Here is a 15,562-nt window from a genome sequence, read left to right as displayed (position 1 = left end):
ACGTCGTCCAGGCGGGGGCCCGCCGGGCTCGGGTCGCCCCCCAGAGGGTGACCGAGCGGGAGACCCCGTACGAGCGGCCGGTGTGGTCGTAAGGGTTCAGAGCGGGGCGGTGGCGGTGTGGCGGAGGCCGTCGAACAGGAGGCGCACCACGGCTTGTGCGCCGGCCTCCCAGCCGGGCTGGTCGTGCGAGGCGCAGGTGCCGCCCATGGCCCGGAAGACGGTTTCCGCGGTGACGTCCGAGCGGATCGCGCCGGTCGCGACCGCGGCGGTCATGAGCCGACCGATCGTCTCGATCACGGAGGCGCGGGCCTGCGCGAACACCGGCGAACCGAGGTCCATGACCGCCTTCAAGGCGACGGCCACGCTCCGGCTCGCCGCGGAGTGGTCGACGAGCTGCTGGAGGAACGCGCGGAGTGCCTGCCTCGCCGACCGCACCGCCGAACGCGAACTGCTGCCGATGGCCGAGGCGTTCGGTCTCGGCGCCGCCCTCTGCGCGCCGCTGGCGGGCGGCCTGCTGACCGGCGAGTACCGGCTCAGCCGGGAGGGCCGCCTCAGCAGGTGGGGCGCCGGTGTGCACGTCGAGGACAGTGAACACACGACCGCCCTCCTCGACGGCGTCCTCGCCGTCGCCGAGGAGTCCGGGACGAGCGCGGCCCAGGTGTCGGTGGCGTGGCTGCGGGCTCGCGCCGCCCGGGCGTCGACCGCTCTGATCCCTGTCATCGGCCCGCGCACCACCGAGCAGCTGGGCGAGTACCTCGCCGCGCTGGACCTCGTCCTCACCGACGAGCAGTACGACCGCCTGGAACAGGCCGGCGGGGTCGCCCCCGGCTCCCCGCACGAGACGGCCGCCGCCGGCCTTGCCGCCGCTCTCGGCGGCGACACCGCGCGTGTCCGCCGCCATCCTGTCCCCGTGATCTGATCTCACGCCCCGGCGAGGCGATCGCCGGGCACGCGGGGCCGCTACGCCCGTCTCGCCGCGCCACGTCGTCATCGACGCGCGGGTGACCGCCCGGGGGGTCCGCTGCCGGGCGCAGGCGTCGGTGGCCTGCACCCGTTCAGTGAGTAGTGCTGCCCTCGGCGTGACCGAGCGGTCTCCCGAACGTCGCGTTCCAGCGTCCGGCGCGACCGCTGAACTCAGTGGCGGTCAGCGGCGGTACGTCGATCCGCCAGAACGCCGAATCCGGTGCTCCGAGCGCCCGAACGGCCGCGGCACGTACGATTTCCGGCTCCACCACGGCGACGGTCCGGCCCGAGAACCGCGCGGTCTCGTCCAGCCAGGCCGCGACCCGCTCGCACAACTCGTGCACCGACTCGCCCCCGTGCGGTGCGGCCGTCGGGTCCCCCAGCCAGAGAGCGACGGCGTCCGGGGCGTCGGCGCTGACGTCGGCCAGCGTACGGCCCCGCCAACCGCCCACGTCGAACGGGGCCGGCGCGGTCTCGACAGCGCCGTCGAACCCCAACGCCGACGCGGTCTCCCGGCATCGCGCAGTGGGGGAGACGAGTACCCGCTGTGCTGCCGGGAGAGAGCCCGCGGCGGAACGCGCACGCGCGGTGCCGGTCGCGTCGAGCGGGCATCCGTCGTCGAAGCGCGCCTCCCGCAGCGACGCACTGATCGCGGGTGAGATCAGCGTCACTCGGCTCGTCATTCGCCCACTCCCATGTCCGACTTCCCTGTCCGTCCAGGCCGGTGAGACTCCGGGCCACCGGGCGTGTCGTGGAGGGTGGCGAGGTGCTCGAGCAGCAGGCCTTCGCGGGTCGACCAGGGGCAGATCTCGACCGCCTTGGCCTCGCAGGCCTCCATGAGGGCCTCGGCGACCAGGGCTCCGGCCAGGGACTGCTCGGCGCGGTGCCGGGAGATGCCCGGGAGCTTGGCGCGGCGCGCCGGATTCGCGGCGGCCAGCACCGGGACGGAGGCGCGCAACTGGGGCAGGGCCAGCTTCCGTTGTGAGCGTTGTGCCTTGCCCCGGGCGGCGGCGAGCCGGGCGAGCTGCTCGAAGGTCTTGGAGCAGGCCAGCACGCGGGTTCCCGGCTCCGCCCGCGGCAGGTCGGGGACGGCTTCCAGCTTTCGACGCAGATACCGACGGATCTCGGTGAGGCCCTGCTTGGACGGGGCGATGCCGCCGGGCATCCAGTCCCGGGTGATTCTGCGGGCGCCCAGGGGCAGGGAGTGGACGCTGAGCGGCTGGTCTCCGGTACCCGAGGCGATCTCCACGGTGCCGCCGCCGACGTCCAGGACCAGCAGCCGGCCGGCCGCCGGGCCGACCCACTGGCGGGCGGCCACGTAGGCGAGCCGCGCTTCCTCTTCGCCGTCCAGCACGCTCAGTTGGGTGCCGGTTCTGCGGGCCACGCGCCTGATGACCTCGTCGCGGTTGGGTGCGTCCCGGATGACGGAGGTGGCGAACGCGAACATGTCAGTGCCGCGCAGTCGGGGGTCGGAGGCGATCGCCTGGGCGACGGCGCGCTCGACGCTCTCCACCCCGGCGTCGTCGAGTCGCCCCTTGCGGTCGAGCGTCTCGTGCAGTCGCAGCCGCACCTTGTGGGAGAACACCGGCTCCATCACATGGCCCGGCCGCGATCGCACCACCGTGAGCAGAGCGCTGTGGCACCCGACGTCGAGTACACCGGCCTGCCGCATTCCATCGCCTCCCCTGGTCTCGTTTCCTCCATGCCGGAACGGATCGACTGCGTCTCCCCATCGTCCGGCGGCCCCGTCACCCGACGCGACGGGACTTCCGGTCCACTGTGTGCACGTTCCCTCACCCACCGTGAACCCTACGTCCCGCTCGAATGAGACGGAGCCTCGGTGGACGCGAACCTGGAGGGAGGACCGACGGCCTCACGTCTCCTGCTGGGCATCGATCTCGCTGATCAGCTTCTCGACGCGGGCCTTGATCTCGTCCCGGACGGGGCGCACGGACTCCACACCCTTGCCTGCCGGGTCCTCCAGGGCCCAGTCGAGGTACTTCTTGCCGGGGAAGACCGGGCAGGCGTCGCCGCAGCCCATGGTGATCACGTAATCGGACGCCTGGACGGCCTCGGTGGTGAGGAGCTTGGGCTGCCGGCCGGCGATGTCGACGCCGACCTCCCGCATGGCCTCGACCGCGGCCGGGTTGACCTGCTCGCCCGGGATCGAGCCGGCCGAGCGGACCTCGATCCGATCGCCCGCGAGATGCGAAAGGAAGCCGGCTGCCATCTGTGAACGCCCGGCGTTGTGCACACAGACGAACAGCACGGAGGCGAGCGGAGTGGCAGACATCGGTACTTCTTTCGCGGTCAACGGGTCGTACGGGGGTGAGTGCGGACCCGGAGGGCGTGAACGCTGGTCGGCGCCGGCCGGAACTCGTATCAGCCTCGAGTGATGTGACAGTATCAGCCCATGCTAACGTCAGCCGATGCCGATCTGATGCGGGTCCTGGCCGACCCGCTCAGGCTCCGGATCGTGACCCTCCTGGCCCGGGAGACGCTCTGCACCACGCACCTGATCGAGGAGACGGGCGCCAAGCAGACCAATCTCTCCAACCATCTGAAGGTGCTGCGCGAGTCCGGGATCGTGGAGACGGAGCCGTGCGGCCGGTTCGTCTACTACCGGCTCAGGCCCGAGGCCCTCGCCGCCCTGGCCGGTCGATTCGCCGACTTCGCCGAAACCGCGCGCACCACCGCCGAGAACAACACCAAGCGGTCCTGCCCCTGACTCGTCGTCAGTGTTGTTCCCCTGGATGCGGGGCGCTGAACGGACCCGGGGTCAGGCCGCCTGGGACGCGCTGGTCAGCGCCTGGGAGTCGACGGCGTCCTCGCCGTACAGGTCCTGCACCCAGTTGGTCTGGTAGATGGTCTCCAGATACCGCTCACCCAGATCCGGGGCGATGGCCACCGCGGTCAACTCCCGCCCCTCGTGCCGGGCCAGCCAGTCCATCGCGCCGCTGACCACCGTGCCGGTGGACCCTCCGAACAGAAACCCGCGGCCGGCCAGCCGGTGGCAGGCCCCGATCGTGTCGGTCTCCGCCACGCGCACCACGTCGTCCACATAGGACTCGTCCAGCATCGGCGGGCGTCTGCTGGCGCCCAGGCCGGGAATCATCCGCCGGCCGGCCTCACCCCCGAACGTCACGGAACCCACGCTGTCCACGGCCACGATGCGCACCGGGCGGTGCCACTCGCGGAAGTAGCGCGCGCAGCCCATCAGTGTCCCGGTGGTGCCGGCCCCGACGAACAGCACGTCCAGGTCCGGGAACTGCCGGGCGATGGCCGGTGCGGTCCTGCGGTAGTGGGCCATGCCGTTATTGGGGTTGGTGTACTGGTTGAGCCACACATAGCGGTCGTCGGAGGCGCACAGCGCGCGGACGTGGTCGATGCGCGCGCCGAGGAAGCCGCCGACGGGGTCGGGTTCGGTGATGACGTGGACCTGGCCTCCCAGGGCCTCCATCATCAGCCGGGTCGCCAGGTTGCAGCGGGAGTCGGTCACGCACAGGAACTGGTAGCCCTTGGCGGCCGCGATCATGCTCAGGGCCACGCCCAGGTTGCCGGAGGACGACTCGACCAGAACCGAGCCCGCCGTCAGCAGGCCGTCGCGTTCGGCGGCCTCGACCATTTCGGTGGCGGCCTTGAGTTTGATCGAACCGGCGAAATTGAAGCCCTCGCACTTGAGGAACAGCGGGCGCCCGAAGATTCCCTCAACGTCGACGAAGAGATCGTCCTCGTTGAAGTCCTGGGGGACGGATATGACGGGCATGGTCGTCTCCTTCACTGCAGGGATGGGGATTGCCTTCCGGTCTTCCTGCCGCTGATCCGTCCGGGTGCGGCCCGGAGAGTAATTCGGAGCGGTGAGTTGCGAGTCGCCGGAACGCCTCCAGTACGCCCGAATCCGGGCAGCCCTGTCATGCCACCGAAATTCGGGACTTGACACACGCCCTCTTCGCGTGAAAGCACCCGTGACCGGGCGAGCCGGGGCCGTTCAGCGCAATTCCCGGGTGATTTCCCGCGGATCGAACGGGTGCCTGTGAGACGTGGTCGTAAGCCTGCGCGACGCGCACGGAAAGCAAGGGATCACGGGGCGGCGACGGGCAAAATGGCCGGACTATCAAGACCGATGCGCTTCGTCAAGCCCCGAAATGCAGGGGCAGGACACGAAGCCCCCGGCCGGGCCTACTGGAGAGGCGCGGACATCACGAATCCGTCCGTACCGACCGACGCTGAATGAAATGTCATCGAGGAGCTCACGTGCTAGAGAAATCCGTCGAGGTCTTGACGGCCGAACCGGCTGACATCCCGCCACTCCATGCGGGCGGGGACGCCGGTTCGGCGACCGACACCGAAAGGCTGCTCGCCGACGTGCTGGCCGGCGTCGTGCGCGTCGAGCAGGTGCCGGCCGACAGCCACTTCTTCAACGACCTGGGTGCCGATTCCTTGGTGATGGCCCAGTTCTGCGCGCGGGTCAGGAAGCGGGGGGACCTGCCGGCGGTGTCGATGAAGGACATCTATCGGCACCCCACCATCCGGAGCCTGGCCACCGCGCTCGTCGAGGCCGCGCCCGCCCCCGTTCCGTCCCCGTCCGCGGAGGCGCCGTCACCGGCGCGGACACCGACCGACGTACGGGCATCGGCCGAGCGGACGGCGCGGGCCGAGGCGCCGGCGGCGGTTCGTACACGGCGCTACATCGTCTGTGGAGTGCTGCAGTTCCTGATCTTCCTGGGCTATTCCTGCCTTGTCGCCCTGGCCGTCGAGGAAGGTCATGCGTGGATCTCCGCGGGATCAGGCCTGCTCGACCTCTACCTGCGGTCCGTCCTGCTCGCCGGCGCGGGCTTCCTCGGCCTGTGCGCCCTGCCGATCGTGGCGAAGTGGACGCTCGTCGGCCGCTGGCGGTCCGGGGAGTTTCCCCTGTGGGGCATGGCCTATCTGCGCTTCTGGGTCGTCAAGACGCTGATCCGCACCAGCCCCGTGCGTCTGTTCGCCGGTTCACCGCTCTACGTGCTCTACCTCAGGGCGCTCGGCGCACGGATCGGCAAGGGCGTCACGATCCTCTCCCACACGATCCCGGTCTGCACCGACCTGCTCACCGTCGGTGACGGCACGATCATCCGTAAGGACGTGTTGCTGTCCTGCTACCGCGCCCACGCCGGCGTGATCCAGACCGGCCCGGTCACCCTCGGCAGCGACGTGCTCGTCAGCGAGCACACGGTCCTCGACATCGAGACCTCGATGGGCGACGGCGCCCAGCTGGGCCACTCCTCCTCCCTGCACACCGGCCAGGTGGTGCCCGCCGGCGAACGCCGACACGGCTCTCCGGCGCAGCCGACCGAGGTGGACTACCGGAGGGTCGGCCCCGCCGACTGCCCGACGACCAAAAGGACCGCGTACGGCGCTGTGCAGCTGCTGAGCCTGCTGGCGGTGTACCTGCCGCTGGCGCTGGGCGGCGTCAGTGCCCTGCTCACCGGTCTCCCGCAGCTTCAGACGCTCCTGAACCCGCAGCCGATGGCCAGCCCGGCGTTCTACGTCGACGCCCTGATCGCCTCCGGGATCGTCCTCTTCGGATCCCTGCTCGCCGGCCTCCTCGTCGTGGGTACCGTGCCGCGTCTCCTGAGCCGGGCCATCGAACCCGGCAAGGTCTATCCGCTGTACGGCTTCCACTACGGCATCCAGCGGGCGATCGCGGTGATGACCAACAGGAAGTCCCTCACCACGCTCTTCGGCGACAGTTCCGGCATCGTCCACTACCTGCGCTACCTCGGATACGACCTGTCCCGCGTCGAGCAGACCGGCTCGAACTTCGGCACCGAAGTGCAGCACGAGAACCCGTACCTGAGCTCGGTCGGCACCGGCACCATGATCGCCGACGGACTGTCCATCATGAACGCCGACTTCTCCAGCACGTCCTTTTGCGTGTCCCGCACGTCGATCGGGCCGCACAGCTTCCTCGGAAACCGCATCGCCTACCCCGCGCAGGGCAGGACCGGAGACAACTGCCTGCTCGCGACGAAGGTCATGGTCCCCATCGACGGACCCGTACGCGAAGGCGTGGGCCTGCTGGGCTCACCCAGCTTCGAGATCCCGCGCACGGTGATGCGCGACAACCGGTTCAACCACCTCGAGACCGGCGACGAACTGCGCCGCCGCCTGGCCGCCAAGAACAAGCACAATGCGGCGACCGCCGGCCTGTACCTGCTCGCGCGGCTGATCCACCTCTTCGTGATCACCCTCATCACCATGGGCGCGGTCGACCTCTACCCCTCGTTCGGCGCCCTGGCGATCGCACTGGCCAGTGTCCTCACCCTCACGTACACCGTCGTGCACTTCGCGCTCGTCGAGCGGGCCTCCACCGGATTCAAGGCCCAGAAGCCGCTGTACTGCTCGATCTACGAACCCCCCTTCTGGCGCCACGAACGCTTCTGGAAGATGGCCTCGGTCCACTACATCCAGGCCTTCGACGGCACCCCGTTCAAGAACGTGATCTGGCGGCTGCTGGGGGCCCGGATCGGCAAGCGGGTCTTCGACGACGGCTGCTTCTTCCCGGAGCGCACCCTCGTCACCGTCGGCGACGACAGCACGCTGAACGCGGGGACCGTGGTCCAGTGCCACTCGCAGGAGGACGGCGCCTTCAAGTCCGACCGCAGTGTCCTCGGCAGCGGCTGCACCCTCGGGGTCGGCGCCTTCGTGCACTACGGCGTGACGATCGCGGACGGCGCCGCGCTGGCCCCCGACTCCTTCCTCATGAAGGGCGAGGAAATCCCCTCGCACGCCCAGTGGGGAGGCAACCCGGCCCGGGAAATGCCGGACCACAAAACCCAGGTCGAAGCCGGTCAGGGACAGCACGCCACGCAGGCAGCCCCGGCCCTCGGCCACTGACACCGCGACACCGCCGACAAGCAGAGGAAAGACCCGATGGCAACGCATGTGAGTCCCACCCGGACCGGCCGCGAGTACTGGCGCGGCGTACTGACAGCCGGCGGCTTCACCCCCGCCCCACGCTGGACCCTTCAGCCGGTGCCCGGCGTGGGGGAGTACCAGACGCCGGTCCCCGACGACACCGTGACCGGGCTGCGCCGACTGACGACGGAGCTGGCGGTACCACTGCCTTCGCTCCTGCTGACCGCGCACGCCAAGGTGCTCGCTGCACTGTCCGGAGAGCGGGAGATCACCACCGGCTACGTCACCCCGGGCGGCAGCCCACTCCCGTGCCGGCTCACCACCGCACCCGCCTCCTGGCGCGAGCTGTCGCACCACACCCACCAGGCCGCCACCGAACTCCTGGCACACCAGGACGTCCCGGCCGAGGGCATCGACGCTCTGCGGAGCGAACTGGGCCTGACCGGGCCGTTGTTCGAGACCGTCCTCGACCCCGACGCGATCGATGGAGACCTCACCGAGGACACCGCGCTGCGAGTGGGCGTCGGTCACCACGACGGGCGGCTCGTACTGCGGCTGCGCTACCGCACCGACGCGCTCGACGCCGACAGCGCCGCCCGTATCGCCGGCTACCACCTGACCGCGCTCGCGCTGATCACCGCCGACCCCGATGCCGAGCACACACGCCAGAGCCTGCTGTCCGCCGAGGAGTTGCGGTTCCAGCTCGACCAACTGGCAGGCCCGGAACGGGAATTGCCCGACGCGCGGATGCATGAGCTGTTCGAGGACCGGGTGCGGAAGCATCCGGACGCCGTCGCCGCGGTGCACGCCGACCGGCAGTGGACCTACGGGGAGCTCAACGCCCGGGCCAACCGGCTCGCCCGCGCCCTCGTAGCCCGTGGGCTCGGCCGCGAAGGCGTCGTCGCGGTGGTGACCGAACGCAACCTGGACTGGCTGGCCGCCGTCATCGCGGTCTTCAAGGCCGGAGGCGCCTATCTCCCCATCGAGCCGCACTTCCCGGCCAAACGCATCGCCGCCACCCTCTCCCGCGCCGCATGCACGCTGGTGCTGACCGAACCCGGCAGCACCACCACCCTCGACCAGGCCCTCGACTCCCTGCCCGGAACCGAGAGGCTCCTCGTCGACACGGCCTACGCGGAAGACCACCCCGAAGGTGATCTCGGCATCCCGGTCACGCCCGACCAACTCGCCTACATCTACTTCACCTCCGGCTCCACCGGTGAGCCCAAGGGCGCGATGTGCGAGCACGCGGGCATGCTCAACCACCTCTACGCCAAGATCGACGACCTCCAGGTCGGTGAGGGACAGGTGGTCGCCCAGACCGCGCCCCAGTGCTTCGACATCTCCCTGTGGCAGTTGGTCTGCGCGCTGCTGGTCGGCGGGCGGACCCTCCTGGTGGCACAGGACGTCATCCTCGACGTACCCCGCTTCCTCGACACCCTCACCGACGGCGAGGTCACCGTTCTCCAGGTCGTGCCCTCCTACCTCGAAGCCGTCCTGACGGAGCTCGAACAGCGCCCCCGTACGCTGCCCGACCTGCGGTACGTGTCGGTCACCGGCGAGGCGCTGAAGAAGGAGCTCACGGAGCGCTGGTTCGCCGTCCAGCCCGGGATCAAGCTGGTCAACGCCTACGGGCTCACCGAGACCTCGGACGACACCAACCACGAGGTCATGGACCGGGCGCCGGACCGCATCCTGCTCGGCCGCGCGGTCAACAACGTGCGCGTCTACGTCGTCGACGAACACCTCACCCCGGTGCCCCTGGGCGCCCCGGGCGTGATCGCGTTCTCCGGGGTCTGCGTCGGCCGCGGCTACATCAACGACCCCGAACTCACCCGGGCGGCCTACCTCGTCGATCCGCACCGCGAAGGCACACGGCTCTACCTCGGCGGCGACCACGGCCGCTGGCACCCTTCGGGAAAGCTGGAGTTCCTCGGCCGCCGCGACGCCCAGGTCAAGATCCGCGGGTTCCGGATCGAGATCGGCGAGATCGAGAACACCCTGCTCCGTCTCCCCGGTGTCCGCGACGGTGCGGTGGTGACGGTCGAAGGCGCCGACCGGAGCAAGCACCTGGTCGCCTTCTACTCCGGCCCGAAGCCCCTCGACACCGGGACCCTCATCGACCGGCTGGGTGCCTCACTGCCCGCCTACATGGTCCCCGCGGCCTTCCACTGGCGCGAAAGCCTGCCGCTGACCGCCAACAGCAAGATCGACAAGAAGGCACTGGCGGCACTCGCCGAAGAACCCGCCACCACCGACGACCACCAGCCGCCGGCCACCCCGACCGAGCAGCGCCTGGCGGCCGCCTGGGCGAAGGTCCTCGGCGTCCCGCAGGACCGGATCGGACGCCGCGACCACTTCTTCGAGCGCGGCGGCACCTCCCTCTCGGCGGTGAAGCTCGCCATCGCCCTGGACCGCGCCGTGTCCCTCAAGGACGTCACCGCGCACCCGGTCCTCACCGACCTCGCGGCTCTGGTCGACAACGGACCCCAACGCCATGCGACCGCACCACTGACCACCGCCTGACCGACATCGAATCGAAAGGAACAGCACCATGCCGTACGCGACTCCGTCGTCCCTTCTCGAGGTGGACCTGCACCCCGGCAAGCCCCCGATCCTGCACGTCGACACCGACACCGACACCGCCGACGCCCCCGCCTGGGCCGCCGAACACCGGCAGGCACTGCGCACCCTCGCCACCGAACACGGCGCGGTCCTCGTCCGCGGCCTGCGGCTGCGCGACGCGGACCAGGCCTGCGCCGTCCTCCATGGCCTGGCTCCGGCCCTGATGACCGACAGGGAGGCCTTCGCCCCCCGCCGGACCTACACACCGGGCGTGTACTCCTCCTCGGCATGGCCGCCGAACCAGCCGATGTGCATGCACCACGAACTCAGCTACACCCTCCGGCCCCCCGGCCTCATGCTGTTCGCCTGCCTGACCGCACCCGCCACCGGCGGAGCCACCGCCGTCGCCGACGCGTCCACCGTCCTCGACGCACTGCCCACCCAGCTGGTGCGCCGCTTCGAACAGGAGGGCTGGCTGCTCACCCGCACCTACAACGACGAGATCGGCGCCCCCTACACCGAAGCCTTCGGCACCGACGACCGGGCCGCCGTGGAGGACTACTGCCGTACCAACGCCATCGAATTCGCCTGGCAACCCGACGGGGGCCTGCGTACCCGACAGCGCCGCCCCGCCGTGACGACCCACCCGGTCACCGGCCGACGTTGCTGGTTCAACCAGATTGCCTTTCTCAACGAATGGACGATCGAACCCGAGATCCGCGAGTACCTCATCGACGTCCACGGCGCCGAGGGGCTGCCGTTCAACACCCGCTTCGGAGGCGGCGACCCCATCGGCCCGGACATCGTCCGACTTCTCAACGACACCTACACCGCCCACACCGCCCACGAGCCGTGGCAGGCCGGCGACCTCATGCTCGTCGACAACGTGCGCACCGCGCACGGCAGAGAGGCCTTCCAGGGACCACGAGAGGTCCTCGTCGCCATGGCCGAGCCGCTGCGCCGGGCCGCGTGGCCGCCGACCGGCGAGGTGAGTGACGTATGACCACTGTCCGTTCCCACGCAATGGAGCCCGTCATGTCCCAGCCGCACCTCGTGCCGACGTTCGCAGTGATCTCCGGCGCCCAGGTCCAGGACGCCCTTCACGACCGGGAGAAGCAGATCGTGGACCTCGTCGAGGCCACCTATCACCTGCACGCCGCCGGAGAGTCGGTCAACCCCCCGTCCTACTTCCTGCGCTTCCCCGACCGCCCCTCCGCCCGGATCATCGCGCTGCCCGCCTCGATCGGCGGACCGGCAAGGGTGGACGGCCTCAAATGGATCTCCAGCTTTCCCGACAACGTCCAGGCCGGCATCCCCAGGGCCTCCGCGGTCCTGATCCTCAACGACCACGACACGGGCTACCCCTTCGCCTGCCTGGAAAGCTCCATCATCAGCGCCACCAGAACCGCCGCGTCCGCGGCCCTGGCCGCTGACCACCTCACCCGCAACCGGCTGCGCCCCACCCGCATCGGGTTCTTCGGGACGGGCCTGATCGCCCGCTACATCCACACCTTCCTGACCGCCCAGGGATGGTCCTTCGAGGAGATCGGCATCCACGACCTGTCCGGCGACAGCGCCGCCGGTTTCCGCGACCACGTCCAACGGAGCGGCACCCCGGGACAGGTCATCGTGCACGAGAGTGCCGAGGCACTCATCCGCTCCAGCGACCTCGTCGTCTTCGCCACCATCGCGGGGGAGCCGCACATCAGCGACCCGGCCTGGTTCGAGCACAACCCCCTGGTCCTGCATGTGTCCCTGCGTGACCTCGCACCCGAGATCATCCTCGCCTCGGCCAACATCGTCGACGACGTCGATCACTGCCTCAAGGCCGACACGTCCCCGCATCTGGCCGAGCAGCTCACCGGCAACCGAGACTTCCTGCACGGAACACTCGCCGACGTCATGACCGGCCGAGTGACACCGCCCACCGACCGCCCCCTGGTGTTCTCACCCTTCGGGCTCGGAGTGCTCGACCTCGCTGTCGGCAAATTCGTCTACGACGAGACGGCCCGCTCCGGGCAGCTCCACGTCATCGAGGACTTCTTCCGCGACCTGCGCCGACACGGCTGACCGGCCGGCGGAGGTCATTTCACATGGAGTGACACATGCATTCTCGTCAACAAGATGTACGTATTCACGCTGAGACCAGGTCGGCCCACCGGGTGATCCCGCCGGAGTGGACACGTATGCCGTGCCGAGTCGCCAGCGCATGGACGATCTCCTGGCCGCGGCCGTGCTCGTCCGGATCGATTCCCGGGGGTGACTGTCCGGCTGGAAGCGCGGATCCCGCGTCGGTGACTTCGACGCGCAGAGTGCTGAGCCCCTCGGCCCGTACCCAGGACAGCCGCAGCTCCGCCGGGGGCAGGGCGTGGACGATCGCGTTGGTGAGCAGCTCCGAGACCACCAGGAGGCAGTCCTCGGCGATCTCGCAGGACACGTTCCAGTCGGCGAGGACTGCCTTCACACGCCGACGTGCGGCCGAGACGACCTCGGCGACGTGGGGCAGCGGACCGACGTGTTCGACCGCCTCCCGAAGCATCGTATTGAGCTGTGCCGCCATGTCTTCTCCTCCGGAGCGCTGTCGGCGGGTTGCCGAGCCTCAGCGCGCCTTGCCGGGCCTTTGTGAACGTTAGGAAGCGAAGTGAGTCCGGTCAATGAACGGCGGTCGCCATTACCGAACGCTCACCTTCACCCGGTGGTGAACCGGTGGCGGCCTGCACGTGAAGCGAACCCTCCGTGGCGGTACTAGGCTCGGCTCATGGCCGGCCCAGTCCAGTCGATCGAACGGGCGGCGGCGATCTTGCGTCTGCTCGCTGGTGGGCCCCGTCGACTCGGGCTCGGCGAGGTGGCGGCCTCGCTCGGGCTGGCGAAGGGCACGGCGCACGGCATTCTGCGCACCCTCCAGCACGTGGATTTCGTGGAGCAGGACGCGTCGACCGGAAAGTACCAGCTCGGTGCGGCGCTGCTGCACCTCGGCACCAGCTACCTCGACATCAATGAGCTGCGGTCGCGCTCGATCAACTGGGCCGATGCCCTGGCCGCCCGTAGCGGGGAAGCGGTCCGCCTGGGCACCCCCTTCGAGGGCCAGGTCCTCGTGATCCACCACGTGTTCCGGCCGGACGACACCCTCCAGACCCTGGACGTGGGTTCGCTGCTGCCTCTGCACGCATCCTCGCTGGGCAAGGTGCTGCTGGCGTACGGGACCGCGACCCTCGAGTCGGCTTCGGAAGCCGGGCTGGAGGCCTACACCCGGCACACCCTGGTCGTACCGGAGAAGCTCACCCGGGCGCTCGCCGAGGTCCGGGAAGTCGGCTGGGCCGCGGAGATCCAGGAAATGAGCATGGGGGAAGCCGGTATCGCCTCGCCGATCCGGGGGCACGGCGGCCTCGTCGTGGGCGCCGTCGGCCTTTCCGGCCCGGTCGAGCGGATCTGCGACAACCACAGCCGTCCCCGGCCGAACCTGATCACCCTGCTCCGCGAGGCCGCACGGGCGATCTCCAGAGATCTGGGAGCAGCACGCCAGTAAGACCCCGCCTCCTCGACACATCGGAAGGCAGACCCGATCATGGTTGAACGGTATGTGATGTCCATCGATCAGGGCACCAATTCCACCCGATGCATTCTGTTCGACCACCACGGGCGGCTGGTGTCGGTCGTCCAGCGGGAGCATCAGCAGCACTTCCCCAGGCCCGGCTGGGTCGAGCACGACGCCGTCGAGATCTGGCGCAATCTGCGACGCATCATGCCCGAGGCGCTCTCCGACGCCGGTGTCGGTGCGGGAGAGATCGCTGCCATCGGTATCGCCAATCAGCGCGAGACGACGGTGCTGTGGGACCGGCGGACGGGTGCCCCGCTGGGCAGGGCGATCGTCTGGCAGGACACGCGTACGGCACCGCTCGTCGAGGACCTGAGAAACCAGCCCGGGGACGAATTTTTTCTCGAGCGTTGCGGTCTGCCCCCCTCGACCTACTTCTCGGCACCGCGGATCCGCTGGCTGTTCGACCATGTGAACGGACTGGACCAGCGCGCCAGGGACGGCGAGGTGCTGTTCGGCACGATGGAGAGCTGGCTGATCTGGAACCTCACCGGGGGCGCGGACGGTGGCCTGCACATCACCGACGTCACCAACGCCAGTCGCACCATGCTGATGAACATCCGGGCGCTCACCTGGGACGAGGAGCTTCTGGAGTTCTTCGGGGTGCCCCGCCCCATGCTGCCCGAGATCCGGTCCTCGGCCGAGGGCTACGGGGACGCCCGCTCGGTCCTCCCGGGTGTCCGCATCACGGCAGCCCTCGGTGATCAGCAGGCCGCCCTGTTCGGCCAGACCTGCTTCACACCGGGTGAGGCGAAGTGCACGTATGGAACGGGCAGCTTTCTGCTGCTCAACACCGGCACCGATCTCGTGCGGTCCCGGCACGGACTCCTCACGACCGTCGCCTACAAGATCGGGGACCAGCCCCCGGCCTATGCCCTGGAAGGATCGATAGCCGTCACCGGCTCACTGGTCCAGTGGTTCCGTGACCGTCTGGGACTGATCAGCAGCGCGCCGGAGATCGAGACACTCGCGCGGACGGTCGAGGACAACGGCGGCTGCTACATCGTCCCCGCGTTCTCGGGTCTCTTCGCACCCCACTGGCGCAGCGACGCACGCGGTGTCATCGTCGGTCTCACCTCCTACATCACCAAGGGACACCTGGCCCGAGCCGTCCTGGAGGCCACCGGCTGGCAGACGCGCGAGGTCGTCGACGCCATGAACGCCGACTTCTCGGTCGCGTTGAAGGAGCTCAAGGTGGACGGAGGCATGACAGCGGACAACCTGCTCATGCAGTTCGTGGCCGATGTGCTCGATGTGCCCGTGGTGCGGCCCATGGTCGCCGAGACGGTCTCCCTCGGCGCCGCCTACGCCGCGGGGCTCGCCTCCGGCTACTGGCCGGACCTGGAGGTGCTGCGCCGTAACTGGCACCGGGCCGCCCAGTGGCTGCCAGACATGGACCCCGAGCGGCGGGACCTGGAATACGGCGACTGGCAGCGCGCGGTCGAGCGGTCGCTGGGGTGGATCGAACCGCCGAGGTCCAGGTGATTCCCGGGCGATGTCGACAGTGAGCCGGAGTGCCGGTCAGTGGGCGGCCGGGAACGC

13 protein-coding genes and 1 pseudogene are annotated in these 15,562 nt (G+C 69.6%); 8 read left to right on the top strand and 6 right to left on the bottom strand.

Annotated features, from left to right (window positions below; all coding sequences use genetic code 11):
- Positions 1-96 precede the first annotated feature (96 nt).
- Positions 97-363, bottom strand: a complete 267-nt coding sequence (locus ACFZDJ_RS37060; protein ID WP_391065571.1) for a hypothetical protein — start codon at positions 361-363, stop codon at positions 97-99.
- On the opposite strand from ACFZDJ_RS37060, the gene ACFZDJ_RS37055 reads away from it, so the two are divergent.
- Positions 338-919, top strand: a complete 582-nt coding sequence (locus ACFZDJ_RS37055; protein ID WP_391065568.1) for an aldo/keto reductase — start codon at positions 338-340, stop codon at positions 917-919. The two genes, ACFZDJ_RS37060 and ACFZDJ_RS37055, sit on opposite strands and share 26 nt — an antisense overlap.
- A 136-nt stretch (positions 920-1,055) precedes the next feature.
- Here the strand turns inward: ACFZDJ_RS37055 and ACFZDJ_RS37050 are convergent, their stop codons facing one another.
- From ACFZDJ_RS37050 to ACFZDJ_RS37040, 3 genes are all read right to left on the bottom strand, one after another.
- Positions 1,056-1,646 carry a histidine phosphatase family protein gene (locus ACFZDJ_RS37050; protein ID WP_391065565.1) on the bottom strand — a complete coding sequence of 197 codons (591 nt, stop codon included), beginning with the start codon at positions 1,644-1,646 and terminating at the stop codon, positions 1,056-1,058.
- On the bottom strand, positions 1,643-2,635 hold the full coding sequence (locus tag ACFZDJ_RS37045) for a Ppx/GppA phosphatase family protein (protein ID WP_391065562.1): 993 nt from the start codon (positions 2,633-2,635) through the stop codon (positions 1,643-1,645). Before ACFZDJ_RS37045 ends, ACFZDJ_RS37050 begins: the two co-directional genes overlap by 4 nt.
- A 201-nt stretch (positions 2,636-2,836) precedes the next feature.
- Positions 2,837-3,256 carry an arsenate reductase ArsC gene (locus tag ACFZDJ_RS37040; RefSeq protein WP_390933902.1) on the bottom strand — a complete coding sequence of 140 codons (420 nt, stop codon included), beginning with the start codon at positions 3,254-3,256 and terminating at the stop codon, positions 2,837-2,839.
- Between the two features lie 120 nt (positions 3,257-3,376).
- Between ACFZDJ_RS37040 and ACFZDJ_RS37035 the strand changes: the two genes are divergently transcribed.
- A complete protein-coding gene (locus ACFZDJ_RS37035) occupies positions 3,377-3,691 on the top strand; it encodes a helix-turn-helix transcriptional regulator (RefSeq protein WP_075029483.1) in 315 nt (104 codons plus the stop codon).
- A gap of 51 nt (positions 3,692-3,742) precedes the next feature.
- Here ACFZDJ_RS37035 and sbnA read toward each other — a convergent pair whose 3' ends face one another.
- Positions 3,743-4,729 carry a 2,3-diaminopropionate biosynthesis protein SbnA gene (gene sbnA, locus ACFZDJ_RS37030; RefSeq protein ID WP_390933903.1) on the bottom strand — a complete coding sequence of 329 codons (987 nt, stop codon included), beginning with the start codon at positions 4,727-4,729 and terminating at the stop codon, positions 3,743-3,745.
- A gap of 464 nt (positions 4,730-5,193) precedes the next feature.
- Here sbnA and ACFZDJ_RS37025 point away from each other — a divergent pair, with 464 nt between their 5' ends.
- The 4 genes and pseudogenes from ACFZDJ_RS37025 (at position 5,194) to sbnB (ending at position 12,495) form a co-directional block, all read left to right on the top strand.
- On the top strand, positions 5,194-7,839 hold the full coding sequence (locus tag ACFZDJ_RS37025) for a Pls/PosA family non-ribosomal peptide synthetase (protein WP_391065560.1): 2,646 nt from the start codon (positions 5,194-5,196) through the stop codon (positions 7,837-7,839).
- Between the two features lie 36 nt (positions 7,840-7,875).
- Positions 7,876-10,356: pseudogene (locus ACFZDJ_RS37020) on the top strand (amino acid adenylation domain-containing protein); the annotation flags it as partial.
- Between the two features lie 58 nt (positions 10,357-10,414).
- Positions 10,415-11,428, top strand: a complete 1,014-nt coding sequence (locus tag ACFZDJ_RS37015; RefSeq protein WP_391065557.1) for a TauD/TfdA family dioxygenase — start codon at positions 10,415-10,417, stop codon at positions 11,426-11,428.
- Between the two features lie 32 nt (positions 11,429-11,460).
- The gene (gene sbnB, locus ACFZDJ_RS37010; protein WP_391065555.1) at positions 11,461-12,495 is read left to right on the top strand and encodes a 2,3-diaminopropionate biosynthesis protein SbnB; all 1,035 of its coding nucleotides are present in this window, start codon (positions 11,461-11,463) and stop codon (positions 12,493-12,495) included.
- Positions 12,496-12,559: 64 nt separating this feature from the next.
- Here the strand turns inward: sbnB and ACFZDJ_RS37005 are convergent, their stop codons facing one another.
- A complete protein-coding gene (locus ACFZDJ_RS37005) occupies positions 12,560-12,985 on the bottom strand; it encodes an ATP-binding protein (protein WP_168505067.1) in 426 nt (141 codons plus the stop codon).
- Positions 12,986-13,183: 198 nt separating this feature from the next.
- On the opposite strand from ACFZDJ_RS37005, the gene ACFZDJ_RS37000 reads away from it, so the two are divergent.
- Complete coding sequence (locus ACFZDJ_RS37000) at positions 13,184-13,951, top strand: IclR family transcriptional regulator C-terminal domain-containing protein (RefSeq protein WP_390933907.1); 768 nt, start codon at positions 13,184-13,186, stop codon at positions 13,949-13,951.
- 39 nt (positions 13,952-13,990) lie between these two features.
- Positions 13,991-15,505, top strand: a complete 1,515-nt coding sequence (gene glpK, locus ACFZDJ_RS36995) for a glycerol kinase GlpK (protein ID WP_390933908.1) — start codon at positions 13,991-13,993, stop codon at positions 15,503-15,505.
- Positions 15,506-15,562: the final 57 nt, after the last annotated feature.

The sequence above is a fragment of the Streptomyces sp. NPDC007896 genome, from assembly GCF_042959425.1.
Taxonomy (GTDB): domain Bacteria; phylum Actinomycetota; class Actinomycetes; order Streptomycetales; family Streptomycetaceae; genus Streptomyces.
Note: the sequence above shows the minus strand (reverse complement) of the source record. Positions and strands in the feature narration are given on the sequence as shown.

Coding starts and splice junctions, on each gene's coding strand:
- ACFZDJ_RS37050 (WP_391065565.1), bottom strand. CDS start 1,646: ATGACGAGCCGAGTGACGCTGATCTCACCCGCGATCAGTGCGTCGCTG.
- sbnB (WP_391065555.1), top strand. CDS start 11,461: ATGTCCCAGCCGCACCTCGTGCCGACGTTCGCAGTGATCTCCGGCGCC.
- glpK (WP_390933908.1), top strand. CDS start 13,991: ATGGTTGAACGGTATGTGATGTCCATCGATCAGGGCACCAATTCCACC.
- ACFZDJ_RS37005 (WP_168505067.1), bottom strand. CDS start 12,985: ATGGCGGCACAGCTCAATACGATGCTTCGGGAGGCGGTCGAACACGTC.
- sbnA (WP_390933903.1), bottom strand. CDS start 4,729: ATGCCCGTCATATCCGTCCCCCAGGACTTCAACGAGGACGATCTCTTC.
- ACFZDJ_RS37045 (WP_391065562.1), bottom strand. CDS start 2,635: ATGCGGCAGGCCGGTGTACTCGACGTCGGGTGCCACAGCGCTCTGCTC.
- ACFZDJ_RS37035 (WP_075029483.1), top strand. CDS start 3,377: ATGCTAACGTCAGCCGATGCCGATCTGATGCGGGTCCTGGCCGACCCG.
- ACFZDJ_RS37025 (WP_391065560.1), top strand. CDS start 5,194: ATGAAATGTCATCGAGGAGCTCACGTGCTAGAGAAATCCGTCGAGGTC.
- ACFZDJ_RS37040 (WP_390933902.1), bottom strand. CDS start 3,256: ATGTCTGCCACTCCGCTCGCCTCCGTGCTGTTCGTCTGTGTGCACAAC.
- ACFZDJ_RS37015 (WP_391065557.1), top strand. CDS start 10,415: ATGCCGTACGCGACTCCGTCGTCCCTTCTCGAGGTGGACCTGCACCCC.
- ACFZDJ_RS37000 (WP_390933907.1), top strand. CDS start 13,184: ATGGCCGGCCCAGTCCAGTCGATCGAACGGGCGGCGGCGATCTTGCGT.
- ACFZDJ_RS37055 (WP_391065568.1), top strand. CDS start 338: ATGACCGCCTTCAAGGCGACGGCCACGCTCCGGCTCGCCGCGGAGTGG.